The organism is Salipiger pentaromativorans (assembly GCF_024721115.1).
GTDB classification, from domain to species: Bacteria; Pseudomonadota; Alphaproteobacteria; order Rhodobacterales; family Rhodobacteraceae; genus Salipiger; species Salipiger pentaromativorans.
Genome location: NZ_JAMDHK010000019.1, coordinates 49,973 through 75,823, shown reverse-complemented (window position 1 = coordinate 75,823; position 25,851 = coordinate 49,973). Strand labels below are relative to the sequence as shown.

The 25,851-nt window shown below is 66.1% G+C and carries 29 protein-coding genes; 15 read left to right on the top strand and 14 right to left on the bottom strand.

What is annotated here, in order from left to right:
- Nucleotides 1–79: 79 nt before the first annotated feature.
- The 3 genes from M4578_RS22360 to M4578_RS22350 all read right to left on the bottom strand — a co-directional run bounded on the left by M4578_RS22360 (nt 80) and on the right by M4578_RS22350 (nt 1,903).
- Nucleotides 80–1,063, bottom strand: a complete 984-nt coding sequence (locus tag M4578_RS22360; RefSeq protein ID WP_258095357.1) for a flagellar motor protein MotB — start codon at nt 1,061–1,063, stop codon at nt 80–82.
- Nucleotides 1,064–1,071: 8 nt separating this feature from the next.
- On the bottom strand, nt 1,072–1,494 hold the full coding sequence (locus M4578_RS22355; protein WP_258095356.1) for a Ros/MucR family transcriptional regulator: 423 nt from the start codon (nt 1,492–1,494) through the stop codon (nt 1,072–1,074).
- A 145-nt stretch (nt 1,495–1,639) separates the two neighbouring features.
- The gene (locus tag M4578_RS22350) at nt 1,640–1,903 is read right to left on the bottom strand and encodes a MucR family transcriptional regulator (RefSeq protein WP_258095355.1); all 264 of its coding nucleotides are present in this window, start codon (nt 1,901–1,903) and stop codon (nt 1,640–1,642) included.
- 135 nt (nt 1,904–2,038) lie between these two features.
- Between M4578_RS22350 and M4578_RS22345 the strand changes: the two genes are divergently transcribed.
- The gene (locus M4578_RS22345; protein WP_258095354.1) at nt 2,039–2,710 is read left to right on the top strand and encodes a response regulator transcription factor; all 672 of its coding nucleotides are present in this window, start codon (nt 2,039–2,041) and stop codon (nt 2,708–2,710) included.
- 2 nt (nt 2,711–2,712) lie between these two features.
- Here M4578_RS22345 and M4578_RS22340 read toward each other — a convergent pair whose 3' ends face one another.
- From M4578_RS22340 to M4578_RS22330, 3 genes are read right to left on the bottom strand one after another with little or no spacing between them, the layout of a single operon-like run.
- Nucleotides 2,713–4,563, bottom strand: a complete 1,851-nt coding sequence (locus M4578_RS22340; RefSeq protein ID WP_258095353.1) for a tetratricopeptide repeat protein — start codon at nt 4,561–4,563, stop codon at nt 2,713–2,715.
- Nucleotides 4,560–5,909 carry an FkbM family methyltransferase gene (locus M4578_RS25755; RefSeq protein ID WP_258095352.1) on the bottom strand — a complete coding sequence of 450 codons (1,350 nt, stop codon included), beginning with the start codon at nt 5,907–5,909 and terminating at the stop codon, nt 4,560–4,562. The genes M4578_RS22340 and M4578_RS25755 overlap by 4 nt, the downstream gene beginning before the upstream one ends.
- Entirely contained in the window at nt 5,906–6,931 is a 1,026-nt protein-coding gene (locus M4578_RS22330) for a hypothetical protein (protein ID WP_258095351.1), read from the bottom strand. The genes M4578_RS25755 and M4578_RS22330 overlap by 4 nt, the downstream gene beginning before the upstream one ends.
- Nucleotides 6,932–7,066: 135 nt before the next feature.
- On the opposite strand from M4578_RS22330, the gene motA reads away from it, so the two are divergent.
- The 6 genes from motA to repC all read left to right on the top strand — a co-directional run bounded on the left by motA (nt 7,067) and on the right by repC (nt 12,199).
- Nucleotides 7,067–7,933 (top strand): flagellar motor stator protein MotA, encoded by an 867-nt coding sequence (gene motA, locus M4578_RS22325; protein ID WP_258095350.1) that lies wholly within the window; start codon nt 7,067–7,069, stop codon nt 7,931–7,933.
- Complete coding sequence (locus M4578_RS22320; RefSeq protein WP_258095349.1) at nt 7,930–8,190, top strand: hypothetical protein; 261 nt, start codon at nt 7,930–7,932, stop codon at nt 8,188–8,190. The genes motA and M4578_RS22320 overlap by 4 nt, the downstream gene beginning before the upstream one ends.
- On the top strand, nt 8,180–8,608 hold the full coding sequence (locus tag M4578_RS22315; protein WP_258095348.1) for a flagellar export protein FliJ: 429 nt from the start codon (nt 8,180–8,182) through the stop codon (nt 8,606–8,608). The genes M4578_RS22320 and M4578_RS22315 overlap by 11 nt, the downstream gene beginning before the upstream one ends.
- Before the next feature lie 157 nt (nt 8,609–8,765).
- Complete coding sequence (gene repA, locus M4578_RS22310) at nt 8,766–9,941, top strand: plasmid partitioning protein RepA (protein ID WP_258095347.1); 1,176 nt, start codon at nt 8,766–8,768, stop codon at nt 9,939–9,941.
- Between the two features lies 1 nt (nt 9,942).
- Nucleotides 9,943–10,884: a plasmid partitioning protein RepB gene (gene repB / locus M4578_RS22305; protein ID WP_258095346.1), complete on the top strand. Its 942-nt coding sequence runs from the start codon at nt 9,943–9,945 to the stop codon at nt 10,882–10,884.
- Nucleotides 10,885–11,077: 193 nt separating this feature from the next.
- Entirely contained in the window at nt 11,078–12,199 is a 1,122-nt protein-coding gene (gene repC / locus M4578_RS22300) for a plasmid replication protein RepC (protein WP_258095345.1), read from the top strand.
- 48 nt (nt 12,200–12,247) lie between these two features.
- On the opposite strand, the gene fliI is transcribed toward repC, so the two are convergent.
- The gene (gene fliI / locus M4578_RS22295) at nt 12,248–13,594 is read right to left on the bottom strand and encodes a flagellar protein export ATPase FliI (protein WP_258095344.1); all 1,347 of its coding nucleotides are present in this window, start codon (nt 13,592–13,594) and stop codon (nt 12,248–12,250) included.
- A gap of 67 nt (nt 13,595–13,661) precedes the next feature.
- On the opposite strand from fliI, the gene flgB reads away from it, so the two are divergent.
- Genes flgB through M4578_RS22255 form a run of 8 tightly spaced genes read left to right on the top strand, consistent with a single transcriptional unit; the run spans nt 13,662 to nt 19,912 of the window.
- Nucleotides 13,662–14,063, top strand: coding sequence for a flagellar basal body rod protein FlgB (flgB, locus tag M4578_RS22290; protein ID WP_258095343.1), 402 nt, complete (start codon nt 13,662–13,664; stop codon nt 14,061–14,063).
- 9 nt (nt 14,064–14,072) lie between these two features.
- Entirely contained in the window at nt 14,073–14,483 is a 411-nt protein-coding gene (flgC, locus tag M4578_RS22285) for a flagellar basal body rod protein FlgC (RefSeq protein WP_258095342.1), read from the top strand.
- 11 nt (nt 14,484–14,494) lie between these two features.
- Entirely contained in the window at nt 14,495–14,824 is a 330-nt protein-coding gene (gene fliE, locus M4578_RS22280) for a flagellar hook-basal body complex protein FliE (protein WP_258095341.1), read from the top strand.
- 28 nt (nt 14,825–14,852) lie between these two features.
- Nucleotides 14,853–15,122: a flagellar biosynthetic protein FliQ gene (locus M4578_RS22275; protein WP_258095340.1), complete on the top strand. Its 270-nt coding sequence runs from the start codon at nt 14,853–14,855 to the stop codon at nt 15,120–15,122.
- Nucleotides 15,122–15,928, top strand: a complete 807-nt coding sequence (locus tag M4578_RS22270; RefSeq protein WP_258095339.1) for a transglycosylase SLT domain-containing protein — start codon at nt 15,122–15,124, stop codon at nt 15,926–15,928. Before M4578_RS22275 ends, M4578_RS22270 begins: the two co-directional genes overlap by 1 nt.
- Nucleotides 15,928–18,024 (top strand): flagellar biosynthesis protein FlhA, encoded by a 2,097-nt coding sequence (gene flhA, locus M4578_RS22265; RefSeq protein ID WP_258095338.1) that lies wholly within the window; start codon nt 15,928–15,930, stop codon nt 18,022–18,024. Before M4578_RS22270 ends, flhA begins: the two co-directional genes overlap by 1 nt.
- Before the next feature lies 1 nt (nt 18,025).
- On the top strand, nt 18,026–18,781 hold the full coding sequence (locus tag M4578_RS22260; RefSeq protein WP_258095337.1) for a flagellar biosynthetic protein FliR: 756 nt from the start codon (nt 18,026–18,028) through the stop codon (nt 18,779–18,781).
- 3 nt (nt 18,782–18,784) lie between these two features.
- Complete coding sequence (locus M4578_RS22255) at nt 18,785–19,912, top strand: EscU/YscU/HrcU family type III secretion system export apparatus switch protein (protein WP_258095336.1); 1,128 nt, start codon at nt 18,785–18,787, stop codon at nt 19,910–19,912.
- A gap of 6 nt (nt 19,913–19,918) precedes the next feature.
- Here M4578_RS22255 and M4578_RS22250 read toward each other — a convergent pair whose 3' ends face one another.
- From M4578_RS22250 to M4578_RS22220, 7 genes are all read right to left on the bottom strand, one after another.
- Nucleotides 19,919–20,308 (bottom strand): type II toxin-antitoxin system VapC family toxin, encoded by a 390-nt coding sequence (locus M4578_RS22250; protein ID WP_258095335.1) that lies wholly within the window; start codon nt 20,306–20,308, stop codon nt 19,919–19,921.
- Complete coding sequence (locus M4578_RS22245; RefSeq protein WP_258095334.1) at nt 20,309–20,536, bottom strand: type II toxin-antitoxin system Phd/YefM family antitoxin; 228 nt, start codon at nt 20,534–20,536, stop codon at nt 20,309–20,311.
- A gap of 374 nt (nt 20,537–20,910) precedes the next feature.
- Nucleotides 20,911–22,107: a winged helix-turn-helix domain-containing protein gene (locus M4578_RS22240; protein ID WP_258095333.1), complete on the bottom strand. Its 1,197-nt coding sequence runs from the start codon at nt 22,105–22,107 to the stop codon at nt 20,911–20,913.
- Between the two features lie 75 nt (nt 22,108–22,182).
- The gene (locus M4578_RS22235; RefSeq protein ID WP_258095332.1) at nt 22,183–23,247 is read right to left on the bottom strand and encodes a hypothetical protein; all 1,065 of its coding nucleotides are present in this window, start codon (nt 23,245–23,247) and stop codon (nt 22,183–22,185) included.
- Between the two features lie 2 nt (nt 23,248–23,249).
- The gene (locus M4578_RS22230) at nt 23,250–24,215 is read right to left on the bottom strand and encodes an isopenicillin N synthase family dioxygenase (RefSeq protein ID WP_258095331.1); all 966 of its coding nucleotides are present in this window, start codon (nt 24,213–24,215) and stop codon (nt 23,250–23,252) included.
- Entirely contained in the window at nt 24,212–25,264 is a 1,053-nt protein-coding gene (locus tag M4578_RS22225) for a M14 family metallopeptidase (RefSeq protein ID WP_258095330.1), read from the bottom strand. The genes M4578_RS22230 and M4578_RS22225 overlap by 4 nt, the downstream gene beginning before the upstream one ends.
- A complete protein-coding gene (locus tag M4578_RS22220) occupies nt 25,261–25,848 on the bottom strand; it encodes a carboxymuconolactone decarboxylase family protein (RefSeq protein WP_258095329.1) in 588 nt (195 codons plus the stop codon). Before M4578_RS22220 ends, M4578_RS22225 begins: the two co-directional genes overlap by 4 nt.
- Nucleotides 25,849–25,851: the final 3 nt, after the last annotated feature.

Here is a 25,851-nt window from a genome sequence, read left to right as displayed (position 1 = left end):
GGGTCAGCGTGTGCCACGGCGCCGCCCGGGCCCGAATCCGGCCCCCGGGCGTGAACCACAAGATCTGGTAGGCGGCGTGTTACGGATGCGGGCGGGCGCTGTCCGGGTAAAGCACCGTCACGCTGATGCGGCGGTTTTCCGGTGCATCGGGTGTCGCGGGATCGAGCGGCGCGGTATCCGCAAGGCCGGAGATGCCGGTGATGCGCGCGGCACTCACCCCGTTTTCCACCAGCACCCGACGGGTGGCATTGGCACGGTCGGCGGACAGCTCCCAGTTGGAATAGGTGCCGGACCCGGAATAGGGCACCGAATCCGTGTGGCCCGAGATCGTCAGATCGTTGGGCAGCTCGGCCACCGCCTCGCCGATGATGCGCAAGAGCTCGCGGGTCTTGTCGGCGATGCGCGCGCTGCCGGTGGCGAACATCGAGCTGCCGGTCTTGTCGACGATCTGGATTTCCAGCCCGTTCTCCGTCCGGTCGAAGCGCAGGTTCTCGGACAGCGCCTGAAGCTCGGGGTTGGAGATCACCTGTTCGAGAATCTGATCCTCGAGCCGGGTCTGCGCCTCTTCCCACTGCTGCTGCGCGCGCTCCGCCTCGGCGGCGGCCTGCGCCGCTTCGATGCCGTCCTGGCCCTCTTCGTTGACGGTGGTCGTATCGCGTTCGCCCTCGGGGCGGGTGTCGTATTCCACCACCGCTTTCGGGCTTTCGTCGCGCAGCCGGCTGTCGAAGACCGCCAGCGGGTTTTCCTGCCCGAAGCTCGGCAGTTGCACCGGGGTCGCGGGGCCGTCGGTGCCGCTCATCACCCCGTCCTGCGCCAGCACGGTGCCGTCGAGAAAGCCTTCGCCACGCCCGCCGCTTTCCGACAGGCTGGGGGTGAAATAATCCGCCAGGCCGCGCAGCTTTTCCTCATCCGAGGCGGCGAGAATCCACAGCAGCAGGAAAAACGCCATCATCGCGGTCATGAAATCCGCATAGGCCACCTTCCAGGCACCGCCGTGATGGCCGTGCCCGTCGTCTTCCTCGATCCGCTTGATAACGATCGCCTGTTCGTTCTTGCCCGCCATGGATCAGCTCATGCCTCTCCGGCGATGACGGAGCGGTCGTATTTGCCCAAGCCCGCCTCCTTGGCGTGGCTCGCCTTCTTGCGCGAATAGCTGGGGGCGACCAGCGGCATATCCTCGGGCAGACCAAAGGCCGCGCGGTATTCCGCCTCGGTCATGCCATGCTCGGCGCCCAGATGCCGCTTGAGCATCTTGAAGCCGCGCCCGCAGCACAGGCAATACACCTTGTCCTCGGTCACAGCCTGTTCGATGGGCAGCGCCGGGCGCATGCCGGGATTGGCCTGCGGCGCGGGGGCGACGGCGGGGGTGCCGCCCATCTCGCCGGTCAGGCGCCGGTACAGCGCCACGATTTCATCGGGGGTGACATCCGGGCGCGAGGCATAAGCCGCGACAATGCGGCTTACCATGTCCTGCTTCACATCCTGTTCGCTCATCTGCATCCCTGCCGTTTCTTCTTCGAAAGCGCCTGCCGATCTTGGTCGGTTTGCTCTTGCGCATCATCGAGATTGTCTTTGTCGGGTCCTGCCGCAGCGGGTGTTGTTCCAGCTATCCTAGCGGAAGCCGGGCTATTTCGGAACACTATCCTTGAAACTTCATGGACCGGGCGGCTTTTCGCCGTTCCGCATAGGCGCGCGAGACCATGGGATAGTCCTCGGGCAGCCCCCATTTTTGCCTGTACTCTTCCGGGCTCATGCCAAACGCCTCGCGAATATGGCGCCGCAACAACGGCTTGCGCTGCCCCGTTTCAAGGCAGGTCAGATAGCGTTCACCCGGCTCGGGCGCCGCCTCTGCCGGGGCCTGACGGGTCAGGCGCCCCAGAAGGCGGTGCAGGAGGGTCTTCATTTGGCAGACCTCTTCTTGTTCGTCTTTTTCATATCATCTACCGGGAAATAGGATCCCAAGGTTAATCCTTGTTGAAAACATCAGAAAAACTTCGCACAAACCTTGACGTTCTGAACAGGCCCACGAGGGAGCGGGATGGCGACGGCTGAGAGGGCCTCTTTCGCGGTGGTGGTCGAGCGCGACACGGCGCGGCGCAACGCCTGGGCGGCGCTTTTGCGCAATGCCGGGATGCGGCGGGTGCTGCGGCGCGCGCGGCCCGGAGAGATGGCCGAGCTGATCCGCCCCGGCACGCCGCTCACGGCGATGATCGCGGGGCTGTCGGCGCATCTGCCGCGCGACGACGACATGCTGGCGCTGATCGCCAGCGCCCGCCGCCACGCGCCGGGGGCGGTCATCCTTGCGGTCGATCATGGCAACCGGCCGCGCGGCCCCGCCGAAGCCTTTGCCGCCGGCGCCGACGACGCGCTGCGCGCCGATCACGACCCGAGCGAGCTGCAGGCGCGGCTCGCCGTCCGGCTGCGCGCCGCGGCCCAGGTCAGCCAGCCCGCGGCCCGGCTGGTGCAGCTGGGGCTCACGCCTTTGGAGGAGCGTATCTTCAGCCATCTCAACGCCCATCGCGGCGAGATCGTCGACCGCCCGACGCTCGCCCGCGTGCTGGGCGAGGCGGATTGGAGCTATGGCGACCGGCGCTTCGACGTGCATATCGCGCGCATCCGGCAAAAGCTGGAAGCACAGTTCGGTGACACCCTGCGCGTGCGGACGATCCGCGCGCAGGGCTATGTGCTCGAGGGCGACGCGCCGTTCTGACTTTACCGGGCCCATCGCGCCGCCAGCTCTGCCAGCGGCCCCGACCAGTCGCCCGCCCGGCGCTGCCGGTGCAGGGTCAGCGTTGCGTACCATGGGTCTTCAGAGCCCTCCCCGCCCCAATACCACATGCATTCCGATCCCGCCGGCAGCAGCAGATGCGCATCGGCAAGGCCGAGGGCACCCGCCAGATGCGCCGTCGTGTTGTCGATGGTGATCACCCGATCCAGCGCCGTCAGCTGCGCGGCGAACCCGGCGAGATCCGTCATCTGGTCGATCTGCGGATCGCTGTGGAACAGCAGATCCGGGCGTGCGGCTTTCGCGGCGGCGATCTCGTCGCGCGTGTCGCCATATTGCAGGTCGACCACAAAGGCGCCCTCGGGCAGAACCGCGACCAGCTCGGACAGCGGCAGCGAGCGCAGCGCGCCGATCAGCGACCGGCTGGCCCAGGCGAGCCCGAAGATCGGGCGCCCCTCGGCCAGCGCCTCATAGCGCGTGCGGATCGTATCGACCGCCCCCGCATCGGGAGTGAGATAGGCCCCCTGCCGCGCTGCGGGGGCGGCATCGGGCAGGTATCGGGTCAGATCGCCGAGAAACACCATCTCGCCCGGCGCCACCGGCGGCGTCACGCCGTTGAGATCGCTCTGCGCCATATGGCCCAGCCCCAGCGCGTTTCCGTCCAGCAGCGGCCCGTGACGCGGATCGCCGACAAAAGTCACCTCGGCCCCGTCCTTCAGCGGCGCAAGACGCAAAAGCGACATCAGCGCGATCTGGTCGCCGATGCCCTGCTCCGCCATCAGGAACACCCGGTCCTGCATGGCGAGATTTTCCGGCGCCGCGTTCTCCACCGCCACCTGACGGCGCTGCAACGCGGGCAGGCGCTTTTCGTAATGCGCGGCGCCTTCGGCATAGCGCCCGTCGCGATAGCAGAAGACGCCATAGGCCTTGCGGATACGCGGTTGCTCTCCGGCGATGTGCATCGCCTCCTGATAGGCGGCCTCCGCTCCCGCCATATCGTCCTGGTCCTGCAACACGTTCGCCACCATGCCACGCGCCTGGGCAAAGCCTTCGGGCGTGGCGAATTCGAACGCCTCGGCAAAACCCAGCGCCTCGTCACCCTTGCGCTGAAGCCGCAGCGCGGTGAGCAGCACAAGCGCCAGCTGGTCGCGGTCCTTGAGCGTCTCAAGCAGTTCCCGCGCCCGTGCCTCCGCCTCTTCCACCCGGCCCGTATAAAGCAGTGCCTGCGCCTGCGCGATCTGATGCGCCTCGGGCGCGGGATCGAGCGCATAGGCGCGTTCGAAACAAATCGCCGCGCGTTTGGTCTCGTCCACCTCCTGCAGCGACAGGCCCAGCTTGTAGGCCAGATCGGCGCTGTCGAGCTTCTGCGCCAGCGGCTCCAGCCGCTTGGCCGCGTGCAGGCGGCGGCCCAGCCGTCCGGTCAGATCGAGATAGAGCAGCATCATGGGCACGTCCTTGCTGCCCGCGTCGATGGCCTGCTCCATGATCGCGCAAGCCGGCTCGACCTCGGCACACAGCACATGCGCCTTGCCAAGCCCGGCCAGAGCACGCGCGCCTTTGGGGGCGCATTCGACCGCCTTGGCAAAGAACGCCTTGGCGGTCTCGCCCTCGCGCTGGCTCAGCGCCGCGCTGCCCAGCAGGATCCAGCCATGGGGGTTGCCCGGATGGCGCTGCGTGACCGGGTGGGCAAGCCGCAGCGCGCCGCCCAGATCGCCCTTTTGCATGGTCAGATAGGCGTTGTGGATCGCCAGCGCGTCGTCGCCTTTCAGCCCGTAGAGTTTCGAAGCCCTGGCGATGGCGGCGCGTTTTTCCTTGCGGGAAAGCGTTTGCGTGGTCATGGCCTGTCCTTCGGTACGGCGAAATAATCCATGGTGTTGCGGTAGGGCGTGCTGTCGGCCACCCGATACCCGGCCTTGCGGCACCAGCTCTGGACAAAGCCCATCACATTGGGGCGCAGCACCTCGACCCAGATCACCGGGCGGTCGCGGGCGATCAGCTCTGCGGCGCCCTCCAGCACCTCAAGCTCCATCCCCTCGGCGTCGATCTTGATGAAATCGACCCTGTCTTCGCCCAAAAGCGCATCCAGAGAGCGGGTCTCGATGCCGCCATCCTCGGCCGCGACCAGCCGCGTGGCGCCCAGGTTGTCGGCGTCGGCGGTCTCGGTCACGAAGCGCCCCTCCCCTGCCCCGGCGCCGAGGCCCATGCCGCGCCGGTCGATGACCGCGTCCAGCCCGTTGGCGGCGATATTGTCGTCGAGCAGCGCCAGCGCCTCGGGGTTCGGCTCCACCGGGTAAATTTTCGACGCGCCGAGATGCCGGGCATACCAGACGACGTGGTTGCCGATATTCGCCCCCACCTCGACAATGCGCGGCGCCGGGCGGTCGATCAGCCTTTTCAGCTTTTCCAGCGAGTCCGTCTCGAAATACCGCCCCTGAAGGTAAGACGCCTGAATGAGATCGCCGGGGTTGGTAAGCCGCATGCGCACCGGCGTCTCGCCGCCATCGTCGAACTCGGCCCAGACCGGCAGCTGCGCGAGCTGCGCCTTCCACTGCTCGGCGACGCTGCGCGCCCAGTCGGCGCCGGTGGCAGACCGCGGGCCGGTGGAATGCTGGCCGCGCTGGTTGACGAAAAAGATCTCGGGCCGCTTGGCGCAGCGCGCCCCGGCCCAGAGCTGGCAGTAGAACTTGTAATCCTCGCCGGTATCCATGGCGGCATCGAAGCCGATCCGCGCCGCCAGCTCCGTGCGGAAGAACCCGCCGATCTGCACCGCGTTATAGGGCTGCACTGCAAGAAACGCCGCGCGCGTGTCGATCCGCTCCGGCTGGCCCTCGCGGAGCTGCGGCTCTCCGCCCGCGTCAAGCGTGCAGATCAGACCCCAGACCGCCTCAAGATCGGGTTCTTCAGCGATCACCCGCCCGAACGCCTCAAAAGCGTTGGGGGTCAGAAGATCGTCGGCATCGAGGAAAAAGACCCAGTCCACCCCCTCGGCCAATGCCCGTTGCAACGCCTCGTTGCGCCGCGCCGAGCGTCCGTGGCGGCCCTGCGTGTCATCCATCGCATAATGGCGGATCTCGGCGAACGGGCCCTTGTTCCAAGCCTCGGCCTGCGCCACCGACGGGGCGCAAACCTGCTGAAACAGAGCCTCATGGCCGGGGCCGATGGGGGTGATGATGGCGCAGATCACCGGTCCGTCTCTGCCACCACCTGCTGGAACAGCGCGTCAAATTCCTTGGGCAGCTCGACGGCATTCATCATCGTGCCGGTTGCCACACCAAGCCCCACAAGCGCCACCATGGCCGCCCGCCCCGGCGTGAAGAAGCGGCGGCGTTTCTTGATCGGCGCTTCTTCGGCGACCTCAGGCTGCGGGATCGCCGCACCAGGCGCCACAAAGACGCCCTGCGCGGTCACCGTCACCTCGGCCACGCGCGGCCCCTTGGCAAAGCGCTGCCGCAGACCTTCGGGAAAGCGCGTCTCGGGGATGTCGATCACCAGCGGGTCGCCCGCCTGCCAGCCATCGACCGCCTTGCGCGGCAGCACGAAGCGCGAGAAATCGTCGCGAAAGCCGATCTCCTGCACAAGCTGGGTGCGCGTCTTGATGGTCACCTGATCTGCCGCCAGCATCAGCCGCACGCCGCGATGACCGAGGCTGATTTCACCCTCGGCGATACGGCATTCGCTGTCCTTCACGGCCTCGGCAGCGGCATAGCCCTGCGGCATCTCGGGGCCTTTGACCGGCTTGGATTTGGGCTGCACGGCCTTGCGCACCTCGGAGAAATGCAGCCGCGGACGCCAGCGGAAAGGTTCGACCGGCTTCGGCACGGCGGCAGCGATCGACGGCGCGGTCACGGCCTTTTCCTTGCGCGCCTTCTGGAAGCGGTAATTGATCAGGTAATCCGCCGCCATCTCGGCCAGATCGCTTTCATCCTCGACCAGCGCCAGTAGCTTCTGCTCGTCACTGAACATCACCCGGCGTGTCGGATAGCCCTCGATCTCGGGCACCACGGCGAATTGCCCCACCGGACAGTTCAGCACTGCGCCCGCCTTGCGGATCACCGCCCGCCCCTCGTCACGATGGTGCAGAAGCATCTCGCAAGTGCCCGCATCGTCCAGACACAGAACCAGCCCGATCTCCTCGGGCCAGTCGACAAAGACGCTCATGAGGTCGGTGGCCTCGAAGAAATAAGCGAGTTTTTCGGCGATCATCATCGTCAGCCCCGGACTGTCCTTCTATTTCTACAATCTATCCTTGTTTATACTTGAAAGGAAGTCAAATTTACCTATGATTTAACATGTATTGCCGGGGGATCCCGGCGCGGGACCTTCAAGCAGAGACCACATCCAATGACGCTGATTCTCGGACTTGTCCTTGTGTTTGGCCTTGTTTTCGGGGGCTTCATCCTGTCGGGCGGCAAGATGGACATCGTGCTGCACGCCCTGCCCTTCGAGGGCATGATGATCGGCGGCGCGGCCCTTGGGGCCTTTGTCATCGCCAACAGTATCGACGTGATCAAGAACTCTTTCCTGGGGGTGATCAAGGTTCTGAAGGGCCCAAAATGGAAGGCCAAGGATTACACCGATCTTCTGAACCTGATGTTCGAGCTGACGCGGATCTACAAGGCCAAGGGCATCCTGGCGCTGGACAGCCATATTGAATCTCCCAAGGACAGCGAGATCTTTTCCCGCTATCCCAAGGTGGCGGGCGATCATTTTGCCATCGACCTGATCCGCGACAGCTTTCGCATGCTCTCCATGCAGTTCGACGACAAATACGCCACCGAGGACGTGATCAACCGCAAGATCAAGAAGCACCATCATGAATCGCAAGCCTCGGTCCACGCGATCCAGCAGGTGGCCGACGGGCTGCCCGCCATCGGCATCGTCGCGGCGGTTCTGGGCGTGATCAAGACCATGTCCTCGATCGACCAGCCCCCCGAGATCCTCGGCAGCATGATCGGCGGCGCGCTGGTCGGCACCTTCCTCGGCGTGTTTCTCGCCTATTGCATGGTGCAGCCGATCTCGGGCCGTCTGAAGCAGATCGAGGAAGAGGACAGCGCCTTTTATCTCATCATCCGCGATGTCTTTGTCGCGATGGTCTCCGATCATCCGCCCAGCATCTGCGTCGAGATCGGGCGGGGCAATATTCCCACCCGGATGCAGCCCGACTTCTACGCCGTCGAGGCCGCCCAGAAAGAGCTGCCCGCCGCATGACTCTCTGGCGCGCCCTTCCGCTGCTGTTTCTGGCGGGGGTGGCCTGGGCCGCCGGTGCGCCGGACCCAACGCCCGAAGCAGAAGACGATCCGGGCTTTGCCTCGGCGGCCGTCGGCGGTGAGTTCGACGCGCTGCCCCCCAGCGACCGGGGTTATCCGCTGGATCTGCTCGCCCGGATCCGCATCAAGCTCGGCGGCGAAGATCCCGCTGCGGCGGCGCCGGCGGACGAGCCGGAGGCCCGCACGAATGGCCACTGACACCGACCGCCGGCGGATCAAGGCGCTCGAGATCATGGAGCGGGTCAAGCGGCTGGATACCGAACGCCAGGCCCGCGCCACCGGCGAGATTCGCGCCCGCATGGATCGGCTCGATTCGGAAAAACAGGCTCTATTGCAGCGTCTTTCCGGTGAATCGCATATCGAGGGGCTGGAAGGCGCGCCCTATCTGGGCCGCTTCATTCACTCGATCCGCTCGGAACTGGACCGGATTTCGCACGAGGCGGCAAAGCTCGCGCCCGAGCTGGCCCGCGCCGAAGACCGTCTGCGCATTGCGCTGTCTGAACAAAAAACCTATGAAATTCTGAGGTTTACAAGGCTTACCGAAGCCCGCAAGCAAGATGCCAAGCGCGAGGCCGCCGCCCAGGACGAGCTGTCGCTGCTGCGCTGGAAGCGCTAAGCCCTTCTGATTGCTTTAGTGTCTGCTCTCTGCCCTGCACACTAGATGTGGCAGAAATATCTTGCCCGAATCTGGAAACGCAGGCATTCAATTACGGAGAAAAGCAAATAAGACGACAATAAGCGTAACAAACGCTTTGGGCACGAGGGCAGACCTGATGACCCGACAGAACCGGATCGACCGTCTTGTGGGCGATCACGCGGCACGTTTATCCGAGCGCCTGCAGGCGCACCGGTCACAACTCTTCCCGCCGCATGCGCGCAAGGAGCTGCGCAAATTCACCAGCGGCGAGGTTGCCGCCATGCTGGGGGTCAAGGACGCCTATCTGCGCAAGCTGCATCTCGACGGCAAGGGGCCGGAGCCCGAGATCCGCGGCAACGGGCGGCGCTATTACACCTCCGCCGACATGGCCATGCTGCGTGAGTTCCTGGAAAAAGGCACGAAGTCGCCCGGAACCTACCTTCCGGGCCGCCGCGAGGGCGATCATCTTCAGGTGATCACCGTCATCAACTTCAAGGGCGGCTCGGGCAAGACCACCACCGCCGCGCATCTGGCGCAGAAGGCTGCGCTGGACGGCTATCGCGTGCTGGCCATCGACCTCGACCCGCAGGCCTCGCTTTCGGCCCTGCACGGGTTCCAGCCCGAGTTCGACCTGCTCGACGGCGGCACGCTTTACGACGCGATCCGCTACGAGGATCCCGTGCCGATGCGGGACGTGATCCAGCGGACCTATTTCCACGGGCTCGACATCGTGCCCGGCAATCTCGACCTGATGGAATTCGAACATGAAACCCCCCGCGCGCTGGCCGAGCGTTCGGGGTCTTTGTTCTTTACGCGGGTCGGCGACAAGCTGGCCGAGGTCGAGGCGGATTACGACGTGGTGGTGATCGACTGCCCGCCGCAGCTGGGCTTTCTGACCATGTCGGCGCTCTCGGCGGCCACCGCCGTGCTGGTGACCGTGCATCCGCAGATGCTCGACGTGATGTCCATGTGCCAGTTCCTGCTGATGACCTCGAACCTGCTGGGCGTGGTCAGCGAGGCGGGCGGCGACATGAGCTATGACTGGCTGCGCTATGTGGTCACCCGCTACGAGCCGGGCGACGGGCCGCAGAACCAGATGGTGAGCTTCATGCGCTCGATGTTCGGCGAATATGTGCTGAATCACCCGGTGCTGAAATCCACCGCGATCTCGGATGCAGGGATCACCAAGCAGACGCTTTACGAGGTGGAAAAGAGCCAATTCACCCGCTCCACCTATGAGCGCGCCATGGAAAGCCTTGATTCAGTCAATGGCGAGATCCTCGATCTCGTTCAGAAAAGCTGGGGGCGTTGAGATGGCACGCAAGGATCTGTTGAAAAACCTGATGGGCGACGCGACAGCCCCGCCGCCGGACAGCCCCGAGGCCCCTGCCCCGCGCCAGCCGCGCTATACCAAGGGAGCCATCGGGGCGGTGAGCCAGTCGATCGCGCAGCTCAAGAGCCGCGCCATGGTGGATATTCCCGCCGATCAGATCGAGATGGGCGGGCTTCAGGACCGGCTGGGCGAAGACGCCGCCGAGCATGAGCGGCTCAAGGCGTCTCTACAGGAATACGGCCAGCAGGTGCCGGTGCTTCTGCGCCATATCGAAGGCACGGAGGACCGGTTCCAGATCGTCTATGGCCGCCGCCGTGTGGCGGCGCTGCGCGATCTCGGCCTGCCGGTCAAAGCCATTGTGCGCGACCTGTCGGACCACGATCTTGTGGTGGCGCAGGGCCAGGAAAACAGCGCGCGGCGCGATCTGACCTTTATCGAAAAGGCCAATTTCGCCCGCCAGATGCGCGACGAGGGCTTTGAGCGCAAGGTGATCTGCGACGCGCTGCACATAGACAAGACCGTCATCAGCCGGATGCTGAGCGTCGCCGACACGGTGCCCCTGGTGCTGATCGAGGCCATCGGGCCCGCGCCCGCCGCCGGGCGCGATCGCTGGCGCAAGCTCGCCGACGGGCTGGGACCGAGCGGCAAGTCGCCGGCTCGGGTGGCTGCGTTGCTGAGCGGCGAGAATTCCGACGCGCGCTTTGAAGAGGCGCTTCAACTGATCACCCGCAAACCCGCCAAATCCCCCGCCCCCGTGGCGCAGGAACTGCGCGGCAGCGCCGGGCGCATCGGCCAGGCCAAGAAATCCGGCCGCAAGACCACGCTGACCTTCGACGCCACAGAGGCGCAGGGCTTCGAGGACTGGCTGATCGAGAATATTTCCGAGCTTCACCGCAACTGGCGCGACCAGAGCGGCGAATAGGGGCCCTGCCCCACTTTTCAGAGCAGCAACGACAGGAGGCACATCCCGGCAAGACCCAAAAGAAAAGCCCCCCAGGACATGACATCCCGAGAGGCCTGTTCGTTCTCGCACTTCGAATCTAGCCCCTCTTGTTGACAGCTGTCAACGCCGACTGAGTCCGGCGGGTAGAAAAGTTTTGCCTCGTGAAATCACAATGCAGAGAGTCACCACGACGCCCTTCGGGCGGCGGCCGGTATCGGCTTGCCAAATGGCGACATGCGCGCGCATGGACCGCCCTGCCCCCGTCACCTCCATAGATAAATGGGAGGTTCTGTCCTGGCTATCCGCCGCGCGCGAGAGCTTTGGCCTGTCGGACCGCACCCTGCGCGTCCTGTCCGTGCTGCTGAGCTTCCACGGCCCGCGCGAGCTGAACGAAACCGACGGGCTGATCGTCTACGCCTCCAATGCGCGGCTGAGCGAGCGCGCCCATGGCATGCCCGAGAGCACCCTGCGCCGGCATCTCGCGACGCTGGTCGAGGCCGGGTTGCTGATCCGCCACGACAGCCCCAATGGCAAGCGCTACCTGCGGCGGGATACCGATGGCGGCGCGCTGCGGGCCTTTGGCTTCGATCTGCGCCCCCTGCTCCACCGCTGCGGAGAATTCGCCGCCGAGGCCCGGGCCGCCGATCAGCGCCGCAACGAGATCGCCTTGCTACGGGAAGAGTTCGTGCTGCTGATGCGCGACGCCGCCAAGCTCACCGACCTCGCCGATGACGACAACACGCTGCAAGATTTCCTCACCCTCGGCAAACGGCTTCTGCGCCGCAAGCTCACGCTCGACGAACTCACCCGGATGCGCGACACCCTGAAGCCGATGGTCGAGGCGCTTGTGGAAAAACTCACGCCAGAGACCCCGGAAATCGACCCTGTGACGCCCGAAATGAGCGCCCTCGGCAACCAGAATGAGCGGCACATACAGGACTCAGATAAGAGTCTTATTGATTTGAAAGCGCCGCAGAGGAAATCTCTGTCCCCCATCCTCCGGGCCTGCCCCGATGTTCTGCCTTATGCAGAGAAAGGGCTACATAGCTGGGAGGAATTCGTACAGCTTATGGCCCGTATGGCGCCCATGACAGGCATAGATAGAGCCACATGGCAGGAAGCGTGCCGCAGTATGGGCTCGGTGGATGCGGCCACGACACTGGCAGGCATCATCCAGCGGATCGGCAGCATTCGTTCGCCCGGAGCCTATCTCAGAAGTCTGTCGAAAAAGGCGCGAGACGGCGGGTTCGACCCTGATGATATGATTGCCGCTCTTTCCCGGCGGGCAGCCTAGACCATGCGGCTGCCCGAGTTGACAGCTGTCAACATTCCCCTGTCACGGTCAGACGGGTTTGACCTGTATACCGGCATCCGCCAGACATTGCGCGAGCGCGGCAAAGGTCTCTTCCGGCTCCATCGCGTCACGCTTGGCCTGGGACAACAGCGCGTCGAGCGGCTCGGCCAGACGGATGGCGGCATCGACCTCGGCATCGCTGCCCAGACGGTAGGCGCCGATGCGGATCAGCTCTTCCATATCCGCGTAGCGAGCGACGGCGCGGCGGGCGGCACGGTAGAGCGCGTATTCCTCTTCGCTGTGACAGTCGGGCAGCATTCGGGAGATCGAGCGCAGCAGGTTCACCGCCGGGAAACGTCCTTGCTCGGCGATCTTTCGATCGAGCAGCACATGCCCGTCGAGGATACCGCGCACCGCATCGGCGATGGGATCGTCCATGTCGTCGCCATCCATCAGCACGGTGTAAAGCGCGGTGATGTCGCCCGCCGTGTCAGAGCCCGGACCCGCGCGTTCCATCATGCGCGGCAGCTCGGCGAAGGTGGTCGGCGGGTAGCCCTTGGCGGTCGGCGGCTCGCCCCCGGCCAGGCCGATTTCGCGCTGCGCCATGGCAAAGCGGGTCACGCTGTCGATAAGCAGCAGCACCTGTTTGCCCTGATCGCGGAAATGCTCGGCCACGGCGGTGGCAGTCCAGGCGGCCTGACGGCGCATCAGCGGCGGCTCGTCCCCGGTCGAGACCACGACAACGGCACGAGCCAGACCGTCTTCGCCCAGATCGTCCTGGAGGAAATCCTGCACCTCACGTCCCCGTTCGCCGACGAGGCCCACCACGATCACATCGGCCTGGGCATTGCGCGCCAGCATCGCCATCATGGTCGATTTGCCCACGCCCGAGCCCGCAAAGACCCCCATGCGCTGACCACGGCAGAGCGGCGCGAACACATCCATCACCTTGAGGCGCGTGGCCAGACGCGGGCCGACGCGGCGGCGCTGGAAGGCCGGGGGAGGGGCCGCGCGGATGGCGCGCGGCGTGCCGCCTTCGGGCAGCCGTCCCTTGCCGTCGAGCGGACGCCCCAGCGCATCCAGCACCCGGCCGATCCAGGCCTCGTCCGGGCGGATGTCGGCGGCGGTGTGGGTGACTGCAACCGGGTCTCCGGCGCGCACGCCGTCCCAGCTTCCGAAGGGCAGGAGCCGGGTGCCCTGCGCGTCGATCCCCACCACTTCGGCCAGCACCGGCCCGCCGCTGCCCTGCACCACACAATGCGCCCCGATGCCCATGGCCCGCTCAAGACCCGAGACCGTGAGCACCAGACCCAGCGCCGAGGTGACCTGACCGGTTATACTTGCCCTTTCAATGGTCCTTGTAAGGCTAGAAAGCTCTGAAAAGGCTGTATGCATGGTCTCTATCCATTGCTATCCCGGATTTATTCATGCTATCCTTGTTTTGACGAAAAGGGAACTGTTCATGAAGCTCACCGGTATGTCGTTTTTCCAGCTCGCGTCCCAGCGCATGAAGTGGCTTGGCGCGCGGCAATCGGTGATTTCCGAGAACATCGCGAATGCCGATACGCCGGATTACAAATCCAAGGAGATCAGCTCCTTCGATGCGATGCTCGAAGGGTCGAACGCGATGCGCGGGCTGAACGTGACCAATGCCCGGCATATCCAGAGCGTGGGCGGCGCCCCGAACGGCGTGCGGGTCGAGCTTGACGAGGACGCCTGGGAGGCGAGCCTCGACGGCAACACCGTGGCGCTGGAACAGCAGACCATCAAGGCGGCCGAGGTGGCGGGGAATTACCGCCTTGCGGCCGAGCTTTACCGCAAGGGTCACACGCTGCTGACCATTGCGGTGACGGGCATTCGGTAAGGGGGCCACATGGACACGCTGAAATCCATTCTTTCGGTTGCGGCAAGCGGGATGCGGGCGCAGGGCGAGCGGCTCAAGGTCGTTTCGGAAAATGTCGCCAACGCCAATTCCACCGGCACCACGCCGGGCGAGGAACCCTATCGCCGCAAGGTCATCTCCTTCGAGGAGATGGTCGATCGCGAAAGCGGCGCCTCGATGGTCGATGTCTCGGGCATCCGGCGTGACGATACGAATTTCGAGCTGCGCTACGATCCGGCCCATCCGGCGGCGGATCAGGACGGCTTCGTCAAGGTGTCGAACGTCAAGACGATCCTCGAGATGAGCAATATGCGCGAAGCCTCGCGCAGCTATCAGGCCAATCTCAACATGTTCGAAACCGGGCGCAACATGCGCTCGCAACTTCTCGATTTGCTCAAGTAAGGTAAAGATCTATGGCAGAGCCTTCCTCCTCGCTTTTGTCGGTAAACGCAGCCTCGGGGGCCTATCGCGCCTCGCGGGACATGGAGAGCGCCCCGGCCGTGGCCGCGCCGGCGGAGGCCGACAAGCCCAGCTTCTCCGACATGCTTGCGGATGCCGGGCGCGATGCGGTGCAGACCGTGCGTCAGGCCGAGGCCGTGGCGCAGACCGGGTTGCAGGGCAATGCCGACACCCAGGCGGTGGTCGAGGCGACGCTGGAGCTGGATTCGACCGTGAAAGTCGCCGTGTCGGTGCGCGACAAGCTGGTCGAGGCCTATCAGGAAATCATCCGCATGCCGGTCTGAGCAGCGGTCTGATCGGGCAGGGGGCACTGTGACCGAGAGCGACACCCACACAATCCTGTCGGACGCCTTTCTCACCGTGCTTTACGCGGCGGGCCCGATCATGGCGATTGCGCTGGTTGTGGGTCTGCTCATCGCGTTTTTCCAGGCTCTGACGCAGATCCAGGAAATGACTCTCACCTTCGTGCCGAAGATCGTCGCGATCTTTCTCGGGCTGCTGGTCTTTACGCCCTTCATGTATGCCATGGTCAAGGCGCTGTCGGACCGCGCCTTCGATCTCATCGTCAGCGGGGGCTCGTGATGACCTGGCTTCGCGGGGTGATGCTGGCGTTGATCGGGGTGCTTCTGGCAGGGCAGGGCGCCAAGGCGGACTGGAGCAATTTCTACCGCCCCTCGGCAGGGGCCGAAGCCGCCTCGCCACGGCGTGGGCCGGTCGATCCGGGCGGGGTCTGCATTCAGGAGATCCTGCGCGCGCAGCTTCGTCACAAGATCCCCGGCAATCTGCTGCTCGGCATCGGGCTGCAAGAGGCGGGGATGATGCATGAGGGCGAGTTGACCGTCTGGCCCTGGGTCGCCAATGCCGATGGCGACGGGCGCTTCTTCAACAGCCCCGGCACGGCGGAAAGCTGGGTCCGCGCGCGGCAGGCGCAGGGGGTGGAGTCGATCGACGTGGGGTGCATGCAGGTCAATCTGCGCTGGCACCCCGACGCATTTCCGGTGCTGTCCGACGGGTTCGACCCGGCCCGCAACGTGGATTACGCGGCGCAGCTTCTGGTGCGGCTTTATGAGCAGACGGACGACTGGATCGAGGCGGCGGGGCGTTATCACTCGGCCACCGATCAGTACAAGGACGCCTATCTGACCCGGCTCAAGCAGAATGTGGACATCGCGAATGACCGGCTCGACATCTTTCGCGCGCTGGCGTCGCGCGGGGCAGGGGCGGGCTCGGGGCAGACGGTGACGCTGGCGGCCGAACCGCTGCCTGCGGGCCATTTCTGGACCTCCGAGCTCACGCGCCGCTCCGGCGCCGCGGAGGAGGGCGCGCGCAGCCTCTTTGGCCGTCAGGTGATGGAACCTGTTCTGCCTGCCTTCCGAAAGATGTTCTGATGGCGCTTTCCGATTCCTTCCCCTCCACCGGCGCCGCAGGCTGGCTGACGCGCGGCCGCAGCAACCGCGACGTGGGCTTCGCGGTGGGCGTCATCCTCATCCTGGCGGTGCTTTTTGTGCCGCTGCCCGCCGTTGTGCTCGATTTCGGGCTGGCGGTGTCGCTGGCGGTTTCCGTGCTGATCCTCATGGTGGCGCTGTGGATCCCCAAGCCGCTGGAATTCAACAGCTTCCCCACGCTGCTGCTGGTCGTCACGATGATGCGCCTGTCGCTCAACGTGGCCTCGACCCGGCTGATCCTGTCCGAAGGCCATACCGGGGCAGGGGCCGCCGGCGGGGTGATCGAGGGGTTCTCGCGCTTCATCGTCTCGGGCAATTTCGTCATCGGGATCGTGGTTTTCGCCATCCTCGTGGTGATCAACTTCGTGGTGATCACCAAGGGCTCGACCCGGATCGCCGAAGTGTCGGCCCGCTTCTCGCTGGATGCGATGCCGGGCAAGCAGATGGCCATCGACGCCGATCTGGGGGCAGGGCTCATCGACGAGGAACAGGCCCGCACCCGGCGCAAGATGCTGGAGGATGAAAGCAGCTTCTACGGCGCCATGGACGGTGCCTCGAAATTCGTGCGCGGCGACGCGATGGCGGGGCTTATCATCACCCTGATCAACGTGGTGGGCGGCATCCTGATCGGTGTGGCGCAGCACGATCTGAGCCTGTCGGAAGCGACGAATTTCTACACCTCGCTGACCATCGGCGACGGGCTTGTGACGCAGGTTCCGGCTCTGATCGTGTCGCTGGCCGCCGGCCTCATCGTCACCAAGGGCGGCACCGTGGGTGCCACCAACGAGGCGGTTCTGGGCCAGCTCTCGCGCTTCCCGAAGGCGCTGTTCATGGCCTCGGTGCTGCTGTTTGGCATCGGCCTGCTGCCGGGCTTTCCCAGCGTCGTCTTCACGCTTCTCGCGGGGCTGATGGTGTCGCTGGGGGTGGTGGTTGCGCAGCAGGCGCGGTCTGAAAAGGTCTCTGCCGCGCGGGTCGAGGCGGCCAAGCAAAAAGCCGAAGCCGCGGCGCCCGAGGACAACATCAAGGACACGCTGAAACTCGACAGCCTGCGGCTGGAGCTGGGCCAGGCGCTGGTGCCGCTGATCTCCAGCAGCGATGCGGCGCTGGCGGGCAAGATCAAGAGCCTGCGCAACCTCTTTGCGCGTGAATTCGGCTTTGTGCTGCCCTCGGTGCGGATCAAGGACGAGCCGATGCTGCCCGCGCAAAGCTATGCGTTGGTGGTGCAGGGGGTCGAGGTGGCGCGCGGCGAGGTGCGGCCCGCCGGGCTCATGGTGGTGAACCCCGGCGATTGCGGGCTGCCCGGCGAGCGCGGCAAGGACCCGACCTTCGGGCTCGATGCGCTTTGGGTCGACGCCGCCACCGCGCCGCAGGCCGAGGCGATGGGGCTGACCGTGGTCGATCCGGAAAGCGTGATCATCACCCATCTGACCGAGGTGGTGAAGGAACATCTGCCCGAGCTGATGACCTATGGCGCGACGCAGGATCTGATCGACGGGCTGGACCGGGAATATCAGAAGCTCGCCAACGAGATCCCCGGCAACGCGCCGGTGGTGCTGATCCAGCATGTGTTGCAGAACCTGCTGGCCGAGCGTGTCTCGATCCGCAACCTGCCGCTGGTCGTGGAATCCATCGCCGAGGCCAAGCGCAGCACCTCGAATGTGGTGCAGATCACCGAGCTGGTACGGCGGCGTCTGTCGAACCAGATCTGCAAATCGCTGATCGACGACACCGGGTTCATTTCCGTGCTGTCGATGTCGCCCGCCTGGGAGAAGGAGTTCCTCGAGGCGTTGCGCGTCAATGGCGACGACCGGAATTTCGTGATGTCGCCACAGCGGGTGCAGGAATTCGTGTTGCAGGCCCGCCGCGAGATCCAGAAATTCGCCGAGCAGGACATGTGGCCCGCGCTGCTGGTCAGCCCCGAGGTGCGCAGCTTTGTGCGCTCGATGCTGGAGCGGGTGAGCCCGATGACCGTGGTGCTGTCGCATAACGAGATCCACCGCAAGGCAGCGCTGCGCACCGTGGCGACGATCGGGCAGTAGCATGAACCTCTCGGCGCTGCTCACCGTCGAGTTCCTGGGGGTGGCGATGGTCTTTGCCCGGATCGGCGGCGTGCTGATGTATATGCCGGCGCTTGGCGAGAGCTTTATCCCCATGCGCCACCGGCTGGCATTCGCCGTGCTGCTGTCGCTGGCGCTTTATCCGGCGCTGCCCGTGGGGCCGTTGGCGCTGGATGCGCCGGGGCCGATGATCGCCGCGTTCGGCATCGAGCTGACGCTGGGGCTCTGGATCGGCATGACGGCGCGCATCCTGATGTCGGGGCTGCAATTCGCGGGCTATCAGATCGGGCTGATTGCGGGCCTGTCGAACGCGTTTTCCCCCGATCTGGGCTCTTTTCAGGGCTCGACGCTGATCTCGACCGGGCTGATGCTGGGGGCGGTGGCGGTGATCTTTGCCACTGATCTGCATCACCTGATCATCGGCGCGATGGTGATGAGCTATGACATGTTCCCGCCGGGCCAGATCCTGACCGGCGATCTGGCGCAGCAGATCGTCAAGGCGGTGGGACAGAGCTTTTACCTCGGGCTCTCGGTGGCCGCGCCTTTCTACGTGATGGGGCTTTTGATGAACCTCGGGATGGGGCTTGCGGCACGGATGATGCCCTCGCTGCCGGTGTTCTTTGTCGCCGCGCCGGTGCTGATCCTCGCGGGGCTGCTGGTGCTGGGCATTGCCGCGCCGATGATGATGCGCGAATTCGCCGAGCGTTTCGCCGACTGGCTCGGCCTGCTGGTGTTCTGAGCCATGGCCGACGAGGACAAGGACAACAAGACAGAAGAGCCGACAGAGCGCCGGCTGCGAAAAGCGCGCGAGAAAGGCGACGTTGCCTCTTCCAAGGAGGCGGGCACGCTGATGGCCGTGCTGTCGCTCTTCGCGATCACCGCCTTTGTGCTGCCCTCGGTCTCGGCACCGCTCACCGGGCTTTTGCGCGGCGTGTTCGAGACGGCGGGGCAGGTGGAGATCGGCGGCGATCTGACCGGGCTGCGCGATCTGGGCGGTGTGACGCGGGGGCTCTTGCGCGGGGTGATGCTGATGCTGGCGCCGCTTATCCTGCTGATGGTGCTGGGCGCGCTGGCCGGGGTCGCCTTGCAGGGCGAGGTGGTGGTCGCCGCCGAGCGTCTGCGGCCGAAATGGTCAAAGATTTCGCCCGCGGCGGGGCTCAAGCGGATGTTCTCGCTGGCGGCCTTCGTCGAGTTCCTGAAAAGCGTGAGCAAGGTGCTGGCGGTGGGGGCGATCGCGGCCTGGGTCACCTATCGCGCGGTGCGCGAGATCTGGCAGGGGCAGGGGCTCTTTCCCGAGCTTTTGGCCGATTACGCGCGTCAGGCGGCGGGGCAGATGCTGCTGATCACCCTCGCGCTGGTGGCGGTGATCACCATCGCCGACATTCTGTGGAAGCGCTTTGACCACCGCCGCAAGCAGCGCATGTCGATGCAGGAAATCAAGGACGAGATGAAGGAGACCGAGGGCGACCCGATGATCCGCGCCAAGCGGATGACCCTGCGGCGCGAGCGCGCCCGGCAGCGTCTGACGGCGGCGGTGCCGCGCGCCACGGTGATCCTGACCAACCCGACGCATTACGCGGTGGCGCTGAAATACGAAAACGGGGTCGATCTGGCGCCGGTCTGTCTGGCCAAGGGCACCGATCTGATGGCGGCGCAGATCCGCCGGCTGGCGCGCGAGTCCGAGATCCCCATCGTCGAGAACCGCCCGCTGGCGCGGGCGCTTTACGACGTGGCCGAGATCGACCGCGAGATCCCCGTCGCGCATTGGGAGGCGGTGGCGGCGATCATCGGTTATGTGCTGGATCTGGAGCGCAATATCCGCCGCGCGCCGCCCGCCGGCTCGCGCCTGCGCGACGAGGACGAAGCCTAGCGCGGCTCACCAGACGATTTGCAGTTCGGAGCGTCCGGCAAAGGCCGCGTCACGGGTGATCAGCGGCAGCCCCGCCTCGGCGGCGGTGGCTCCGATGATCCGGTCGAACGGGTCGCGATGCACCCAGTCCCAGAGCGCGGCGTGCAGGCTGATTTCGGGCGTGAAGGGTGCCAGCAGTCCGCCTTGATCGCGCAGGATCTGCGGCAGATCAGAGACCATTCCAGCCATTTCGGGCCATTTCCCGATGCGCACCTTCTGGCCGATCTCGAAAAAGGAGATCGGGCTCACCAGCACCGCCTCGGCACTTAGGATCGCGGCACGGGCGGCGGGGGAGAGAAGGCTGTCGTCGGCGAAGGACCAGACCCAGGCATGGGTGTCCAGCAGGACGGCGGGCATTCAGCGGCCTTCCCAGAGATCCAGATCTTCCGCATCCTGCGGTTCGAGGAAGTCGGGCAGGGGGCCCAGCTTGCCCTGTTGCGTGCCGAGCCGGAACCCCGATTGCGCAATGGGCACCAGTCGAACCACCGGCCGCGCACCCTTGGCGATGACCACCTCTTCGCCGGCAAGCGCGGCTTCGATCAGGCGCGAGAGCTGGCTTTTGGCGGTGTGGACGGTGAATTGCATGGCGAGGGCTCCGGGAAAGCGATGTAGCTAACTTAGCTAATTCCGGGGCGGATTTCAAGATGGGACTGTCCGTACAGGCGCAGCCCGGATGCCCTGTTATTGGACGTAAGGGAGGGCAGACAGGTGGGGCGGTTTGAGTTGGATTTTTACGGAAAAAGCGCCGCTGGGGAAGGCTTGCCTGGGATGCGGCCTGCGCGTGCGGTCGTCGGATCGCGTTCCGGCACGATATGCCGGATCTGTCTGCCGGTCATGGGGGTTTGTGGAAAGCTTTGAAATTGTGGCTTTTCGGCCAGGGCGATGCGGGTCGCGCCGGAGCTTTGCGCCGGGGGGCATCCAAAGCGCGCCATACATCTAGCCGGGAGCTGCGCGGGGGGTTATCCCCGCATCCAGCCTTCCGCAAAGGCCAGATCGTCACAGCCCGCAAGCGGCAGGATCCGCTCCAGCTCGGCCAGCAGCCCGGCGCTGCGGGCCTTGCCCATGCGAATGCCGGTCTCGGGCCAGAAGGCCTGCACTTTCAGTACCGGCCCCTCGCGCTTGACGTCCATCCGCCCGATCAGCCGGTCGCCCTGCAACACCGGAAACACGTAATAGCCGTAACGCCGCTTGGCTTCGGGCACGAAGATCTCGATCCGGTAGTGGAACCCGAACAGCCGTTCCGCCCGCGCCCGGTCGCGCAGCAGCGGATCGAAGGGCGAGAGCAGCCGCACCCGTGCCGAAGGCTCGGGCAGCGCCGCCAGCCCGTCGAGCGTCGCTTGGGTCGTGACGCAGCGCCGCCGCGTATCATCGGCCATCGCGACCTCGGCCTCGACGATCCGGCCCGAGGCCAGCGCCCCGGCGCACCAGGCTTTGGCTTCGTCGCGCGTGACGATCTCGAAAAACGCCGCCAACTCGCCGCTGGTGCCGAACCCGAGCCGGGAAAGCGCCTCCCACATGGCCCAGTCCACGATCTCTGCCGTCTGCGAGCGGGCGGCGAAGGGATCCTCGGGGATCACCCGCTCGCTGAGATCGTAGACCTTGCGGAAGCCCTCGCGGTGGCAGATCGCCAGACGGCCCGAGCGCCAGAGAAATTCGAGCGCGGTCTTCGACGGGTGCCAATCCCACCACCCCGACGAGCCCTTGGGTTCGCCCTCGCCCACATCGCGCGAGGAGGTGGGGCCGTTGTCGGCCACATGCCGGAGCACGGTGTCGACCTCGTCCGCCCAGCCGTCCCGCCGCCATTGCGGCCAGCGCGCCCGCATATGCGCCTCGTCGCGGGTGAATTTCAGCCGCCACATCGGGTAGAACGACATCGGGATGACGGCGGCATCATGGGTCCAGTGCTCGAACGCGGTCCGGCTGCGCGCGACCAGCTGGTCGAGCGCCCGAGGCCGGTACTGCCCGCGCCGGGACCAGAGGATCAGGTCATGCGCCCGCGCCAGCGTGTTGACGCTGTCGACCTGCACAAAACCCAGCCCGTGCAGCACCCCGTCGAGATCCGCGCCCCTGCCCGGCCCGCCTGCCGGACGCAGCAGAAGATGCCGGTCGAGAAACAGGCGGCGGGCGGCGCGGTTGTCGATGACGGGCAGGGGCAAGCGGTCACGCTCTTTCAGAGGCAGGCACCCGGCAAGTGGTACGCGCTCGGGCGGCGGCTTTGCAAGCCCGCCGCCTTAGTAGAGCGCTGCCAGCCGGGCGTCGCTGGCCGCCGCCCCGGCAAGCTCGGGGAAATGCGCCACATGCAGACGGCCCGCCGACCAGAGCGGCACGCCATCGACACGCACCGTCGCATCCATGATGTTCCAGCTGATCTCGCCCGGCGGTGCGGTGCCGCAGGTGTGGAAATGCAGCAGGCGCGGGCTGGAGAACACGGTGTTCGACCAGTAATCACGATCCCGCCCCACCGGCGGAAAGAAACGGCAGCCGGGATGCAGCCCCGCGTGCCAGCTGTGCACGACATAGGGGTCGATCCCGAAAAGCTCGCCGACCCGCTCGTGATGGGCGCGGATCGCGCCGACATCCCGCGCGGCGCCCTCGAACCCAGCGATCCGGCCGTTTTCGATCTGCGCGACGACGGGGGTTTCCAGCAGCAGCACCGGAGTAGCATAGGCGCGGTTCCCGGTGGGCGTGAGGCTGTCGGTCAGCACGATCTCGCCGGAAAAGCCCGCCGCGGGCACCGGCGCTGGCACGCCGAGGGGAAAGCGCAGCGTGGTCACATCGGGCGGGCTGGCCGGGCTGTCGCCCGCGGCCCTGCCGGTAAGACGGGTGCCGTTCGGGCACAGGATCTCGATCTGCCCGGCGCTCAGCAGGATGCGGTCGACGGCCTGTTTCACCGCATGGGTCACGCGGTAGGGCACCTGCCCGAAGGGCGAGGCGAAATCGGCGGCGTTGCGGGCATAGACCATGACGCGCCGCCCGGCCTCGGCGGCGGCAAACCGCCCCTGATCGCCAAGCCGTGCGAAGAAGATCACCGTTTCGGGACCGGCCAGCAGCGCGTCCACCTCGGCGGCCTGCGCCTCCTGCGGCGGGCGCACCGCGCAGAAGGTCACCGCGATGCCAAGCCGCGCGGCCTCTTCGGCGACGGCAAAGGGCGTGGCGGCATCGTACCAGCGATCCGCCGCATCCTCGACGCAGATCACCGCCCGGTCGCCCGGCACAAGCCCGGCGCAATCCAGCAGCAGATTGCGCGCGGCTTCGGTCAGGGCCTGCGCCTCCGGTCCGGGAACGACGCCGTCCATGCTCAGCTCTTCCCGTAGGTAAAGGCCTTGCCGAAGCGCCAGACCAGATAGTCGCCGCAGGTGATCGGCTCTTCCGCCGCGCCATGCTCCGGGCCAAAGACCTCGCGCGGGTCGATGCGGGTTTCGGGGTTGGGATCGTAGGCCACCACCAGCGACATGCGTTCCCGGCCCGAGGCGTTGACCACCCGGTGGGGCGTCGATTTATAGGCGCCGTCCGTCCAGCGGGCGAGCAGATCGGCGACATTGACCAGCAGCGTGCCGGGGATGGGCGGCGCCTCGATCCACTCGCCGGTCACGTCCTGTACCTGAAGCCCGCCCACATCGTCCTGGCAAAGCACGGTCAGCACGCCGAAATCCGTATGCGGCCCAACGCCGAACTGATCGGCGCCATGGCTGGCATCCTGCGGCGGGTAATAGACGAACGACCCGCGCGACAGCGGCTTGTCGGCGGTCTTGAGGAAGAACCCCTCCTCCAGCCCGAGCCCGCACGCAAAACCCCGCATCAGGTGATGGGCCACCTCATGGGCGGCGCTGAAATAGGTCATCGCGGCCTCTTCCAGCTCCGGCTGGAAACCGGGCCAGCGGTTGTTGCCGCGCAGCGGGTGATCGTCGGGGGTGACGCCATCGGCATCCTGAAACCCCCAGATAAAGCTTTCCTTGAGATCGGCCTTGGCGCCGTCCTGCATCTTGGCCCCACCCTGAGCGAGCCAGCCGCGATGGTTGCTGCCGGCGCGCACCTCTTCCTTCTGCGCGGGGTCGGCATGGAAGAACGCATAGGCGGCGGCGCGCGCGGCGTCGATCGCCGCCTCGGGGATGCCGTGCCCGCGCACATAGATAAAGCCCAGCCCGGTGCTTGCGGCGTGCAGCGCATGGGCCACCCCGTCGGGATCGCTGCCATCGCGCAGCGGCGTGATGTCGATGACGGGGATTTCGTCCGCAAGGGTCTTGCGTGCGGTGGCGTAGGTCATGGGGTTGCTCCTTCTCCGGGGCCGCTCTCGGGGATCTCCGGGGCGACGAACATCAGGAAATCGCCTTGCAACACGGCGGCACGGCGGGTCTCGGCGAGGATGAGGCCGGAGACCGTGGCAAGGACCGGCAAAGCGGGGCGGGCGGGGGTGTCGGGAAAGCGCAGCTCGCCCAATGGGGTGCCTGCTGTCACGCTCTCCCCCGCCTCGACGAAGGGCACAAAAAGCCCGCGCTCGGGTGCCACGACCCGGTAACCGGGACCGGCAAGCTCCACGCATTTCTGCTCGCGGCACGGCGCCGGACCCTCGGCCAGCACACCCAGATGGGCGAGCGTGCCGCGCAGCCCGGCCTCTGCCGCGCCGAGCGCCGCCAGCCCGACCGAGCCGCCGCCGCCAAGCTCGGCAGCGATGCAGGGCAGCCCCGCCGCCGTGGCCGCGCCATTGACGGACCGGCTGTCATTGGCGGCGCCCAGCACCCAGACGGTTTTGGTGCCGAAAGCCGCCGCCATCGCCATATTCGCCGCGTCGAGCCCGCCATCGGGGCGCCGCGCCGCCAGCGCGCAGGGCACGAACCACGAGGCCGCGCCGCCGGAATGCAAGTCGATCACCGCATCGGCCACCGGGAACAGCACATGGCAAAGCAGGTCTGCGATCTGTTCCGTGGGTGTGCCCTCGGCGGAGCCGGGGCAGAGCCGGTTGAGGTTGCCGCCGTCGAGCGGCGACACCCGCGTGCCCGCGCGGCAGGCGGGGGCGTTGAGTTGCGGCAAGATGATCAGCCGGCCCGTTATGTCCGCGTCCGAGAGCGCCTCGAAAAGCCGCATCAGCGCGGCGGGGCCTTCGTATTCGTCGCCATGAACCCCGGCGGTCAGCAGCACCGTCGGGCCGGGCCGCCCGGCGATGCAAAGCGCGGGGATCGGGTAAAGTCCCAGCGGGTTGGCGTTGTCCGAATGCACCAGACCGAACCAGCCGCTGTGCTTGCCGCGCCGGGACAGCTCGATCTCGGGCGAGAGGCGCGTGGCGCTGAAATCTGGCGTGGCGAAGCCTTCGGTCATGATGCCTCGTCCGGGGCGTAGTAGCCCACCACATCCCCGGCGGTGCTGACGCCAAGCCCGTTCAGCAGCCGGTTCACATAGTTGAAATAGCCGACGATCTGGTTCGCTTCGAGGATCTGCCCGTCGTCGCATCCCGCCTCGCGCAGCGCCGCCACATCGGGCTCGGCCATCTGGCCGGGATGCAGCGTCAGCTTTTCGGCATAGCGCAGCAGCGCCAGCTCGCGCCCGTCGAACGCCGCGTCCGGGCTCCGCCGGTCGAGCGCGGCCTTGATGGCCTCCGCCCGTTCGGGATCGCCGATCAGGTGGCTGGCGTTCTTCCAGTGGTTGGCCAGCGAATAGGGGCAGTCGTTCAGGATCGAGACGTAGGAGCTGATCGTCTCCTGCAGCCATTCGGGCAGCGTGTTGGCCGGGTCGTGCAGCGCGGCGCGATAAAGGATCACATGGCCGCGCATCGTGTTGGGGCGCAGCGAATGCACGCGCATCACATTGTCCACCGTGCCATGCGGGGTGCGCGCCAGATCCAGCACCTCGCGCAGCGTGTCGTCCGCCTCGTCATCGGGGATCATCTTGATCCAGGCTGTCATTCG

Coding starts and splice junctions, on each gene's coding strand:
- repC (WP_258095345.1), top strand. CDS start 11,078: ATGCAGAGAGTCACCACGACGCCCTTCGGGCGGCGGCCGGTATCGGCT.
- M4578_RS22345 (WP_258095354.1), top strand. CDS start 2,039: ATGGCGACGGCTGAGAGGGCCTCTTTCGCGGTGGTGGTCGAGCGCGAC.
- repA (WP_258095347.1), top strand. CDS start 8,766: ATGACCCGACAGAACCGGATCGACCGTCTTGTGGGCGATCACGCGGCA.
- M4578_RS22350 (WP_258095355.1), bottom strand. CDS start 1,903: ATGAAGACCCTCCTGCACCGCCTTCTGGGGCGCCTGACCCGTCAGGCC.
- flgC (WP_258095342.1), top strand. CDS start 14,073: ATGGACACGCTGAAATCCATTCTTTCGGTTGCGGCAAGCGGGATGCGG.
- fliI (WP_258095344.1), bottom strand. CDS start 13,594: ATGCATACAGCCTTTTCAGAGCTTTCTAGCCTTACAAGGACCATTGAA.
- M4578_RS22250 (WP_258095335.1), bottom strand. CDS start 20,308: ATGCCCGCCGTCCTGCTGGACACCCATGCCTGGGTCTGGTCCTTCGCC.
- M4578_RS22255 (WP_258095336.1), top strand. CDS start 18,785: ATGGCCGACGAGGACAAGGACAACAAGACAGAAGAGCCGACAGAGCGC.
- M4578_RS22260 (WP_258095337.1), top strand. CDS start 18,026: ATGAACCTCTCGGCGCTGCTCACCGTCGAGTTCCTGGGGGTGGCGATG.
- M4578_RS22355 (WP_258095356.1), bottom strand. CDS start 1,494: ATGAGCGAACAGGATGTGAAGCAGGACATGGTAAGCCGCATTGTCGCG.
- fliE (WP_258095341.1), top strand. CDS start 14,495: ATGGCAGAGCCTTCCTCCTCGCTTTTGTCGGTAAACGCAGCCTCGGGG.
- M4578_RS22320 (WP_258095349.1), top strand. CDS start 7,930: ATGACTCTCTGGCGCGCCCTTCCGCTGCTGTTTCTGGCGGGGGTGGCC.
- M4578_RS22270 (WP_258095339.1), top strand. CDS start 15,122: ATGACCTGGCTTCGCGGGGTGATGCTGGCGTTGATCGGGGTGCTTCTG.
- M4578_RS22230 (WP_258095331.1), bottom strand. CDS start 24,215: ATGACCTACGCCACCGCACGCAAGACCCTTGCGGACGAAATCCCCGTC.
- flgB (WP_258095343.1), top strand. CDS start 13,662: ATGAAGCTCACCGGTATGTCGTTTTTCCAGCTCGCGTCCCAGCGCATG.
- M4578_RS22220 (WP_258095329.1), bottom strand. CDS start 25,848: ATGACAGCCTGGATCAAGATGATCCCCGATGACGAGGCGGACGACACG.
- M4578_RS22330 (WP_258095351.1), bottom strand. CDS start 6,931: ATGATGATCGCCGAAAAACTCGCTTATTTCTTCGAGGCCACCGACCTC.
- M4578_RS22235 (WP_258095332.1), bottom strand. CDS start 23,247: ATGGACGGCGTCGTTCCCGGACCGGAGGCGCAGGCCCTGACCGAAGCC.
- M4578_RS22315 (WP_258095348.1), top strand. CDS start 8,180: ATGGCCACTGACACCGACCGCCGGCGGATCAAGGCGCTCGAGATCATG.
- motA (WP_258095350.1), top strand. CDS start 7,067: ATGACGCTGATTCTCGGACTTGTCCTTGTGTTTGGCCTTGTTTTCGGG.
- M4578_RS22360 (WP_258095357.1), bottom strand. CDS start 1,063: ATGGCGGGCAAGAACGAACAGGCGATCGTTATCAAGCGGATCGAGGAA.
- M4578_RS22245 (WP_258095334.1), bottom strand. CDS start 20,536: ATGCAATTCACCGTCCACACCGCCAAAAGCCAGCTCTCGCGCCTGATC.
- repB (WP_258095346.1), top strand. CDS start 9,943: ATGGCACGCAAGGATCTGTTGAAAAACCTGATGGGCGACGCGACAGCC.
- M4578_RS22340 (WP_258095353.1), bottom strand. CDS start 4,563: ATGACCACGCAAACGCTTTCCCGCAAGGAAAAACGCGCCGCCATCGCC.
- flhA (WP_258095338.1), top strand. CDS start 15,928: ATGGCGCTTTCCGATTCCTTCCCCTCCACCGGCGCCGCAGGCTGGCTG.
- M4578_RS22225 (WP_258095330.1), bottom strand. CDS start 25,264: ATGACCGAAGGCTTCGCCACGCCAGATTTCAGCGCCACGCGCCTCTCG.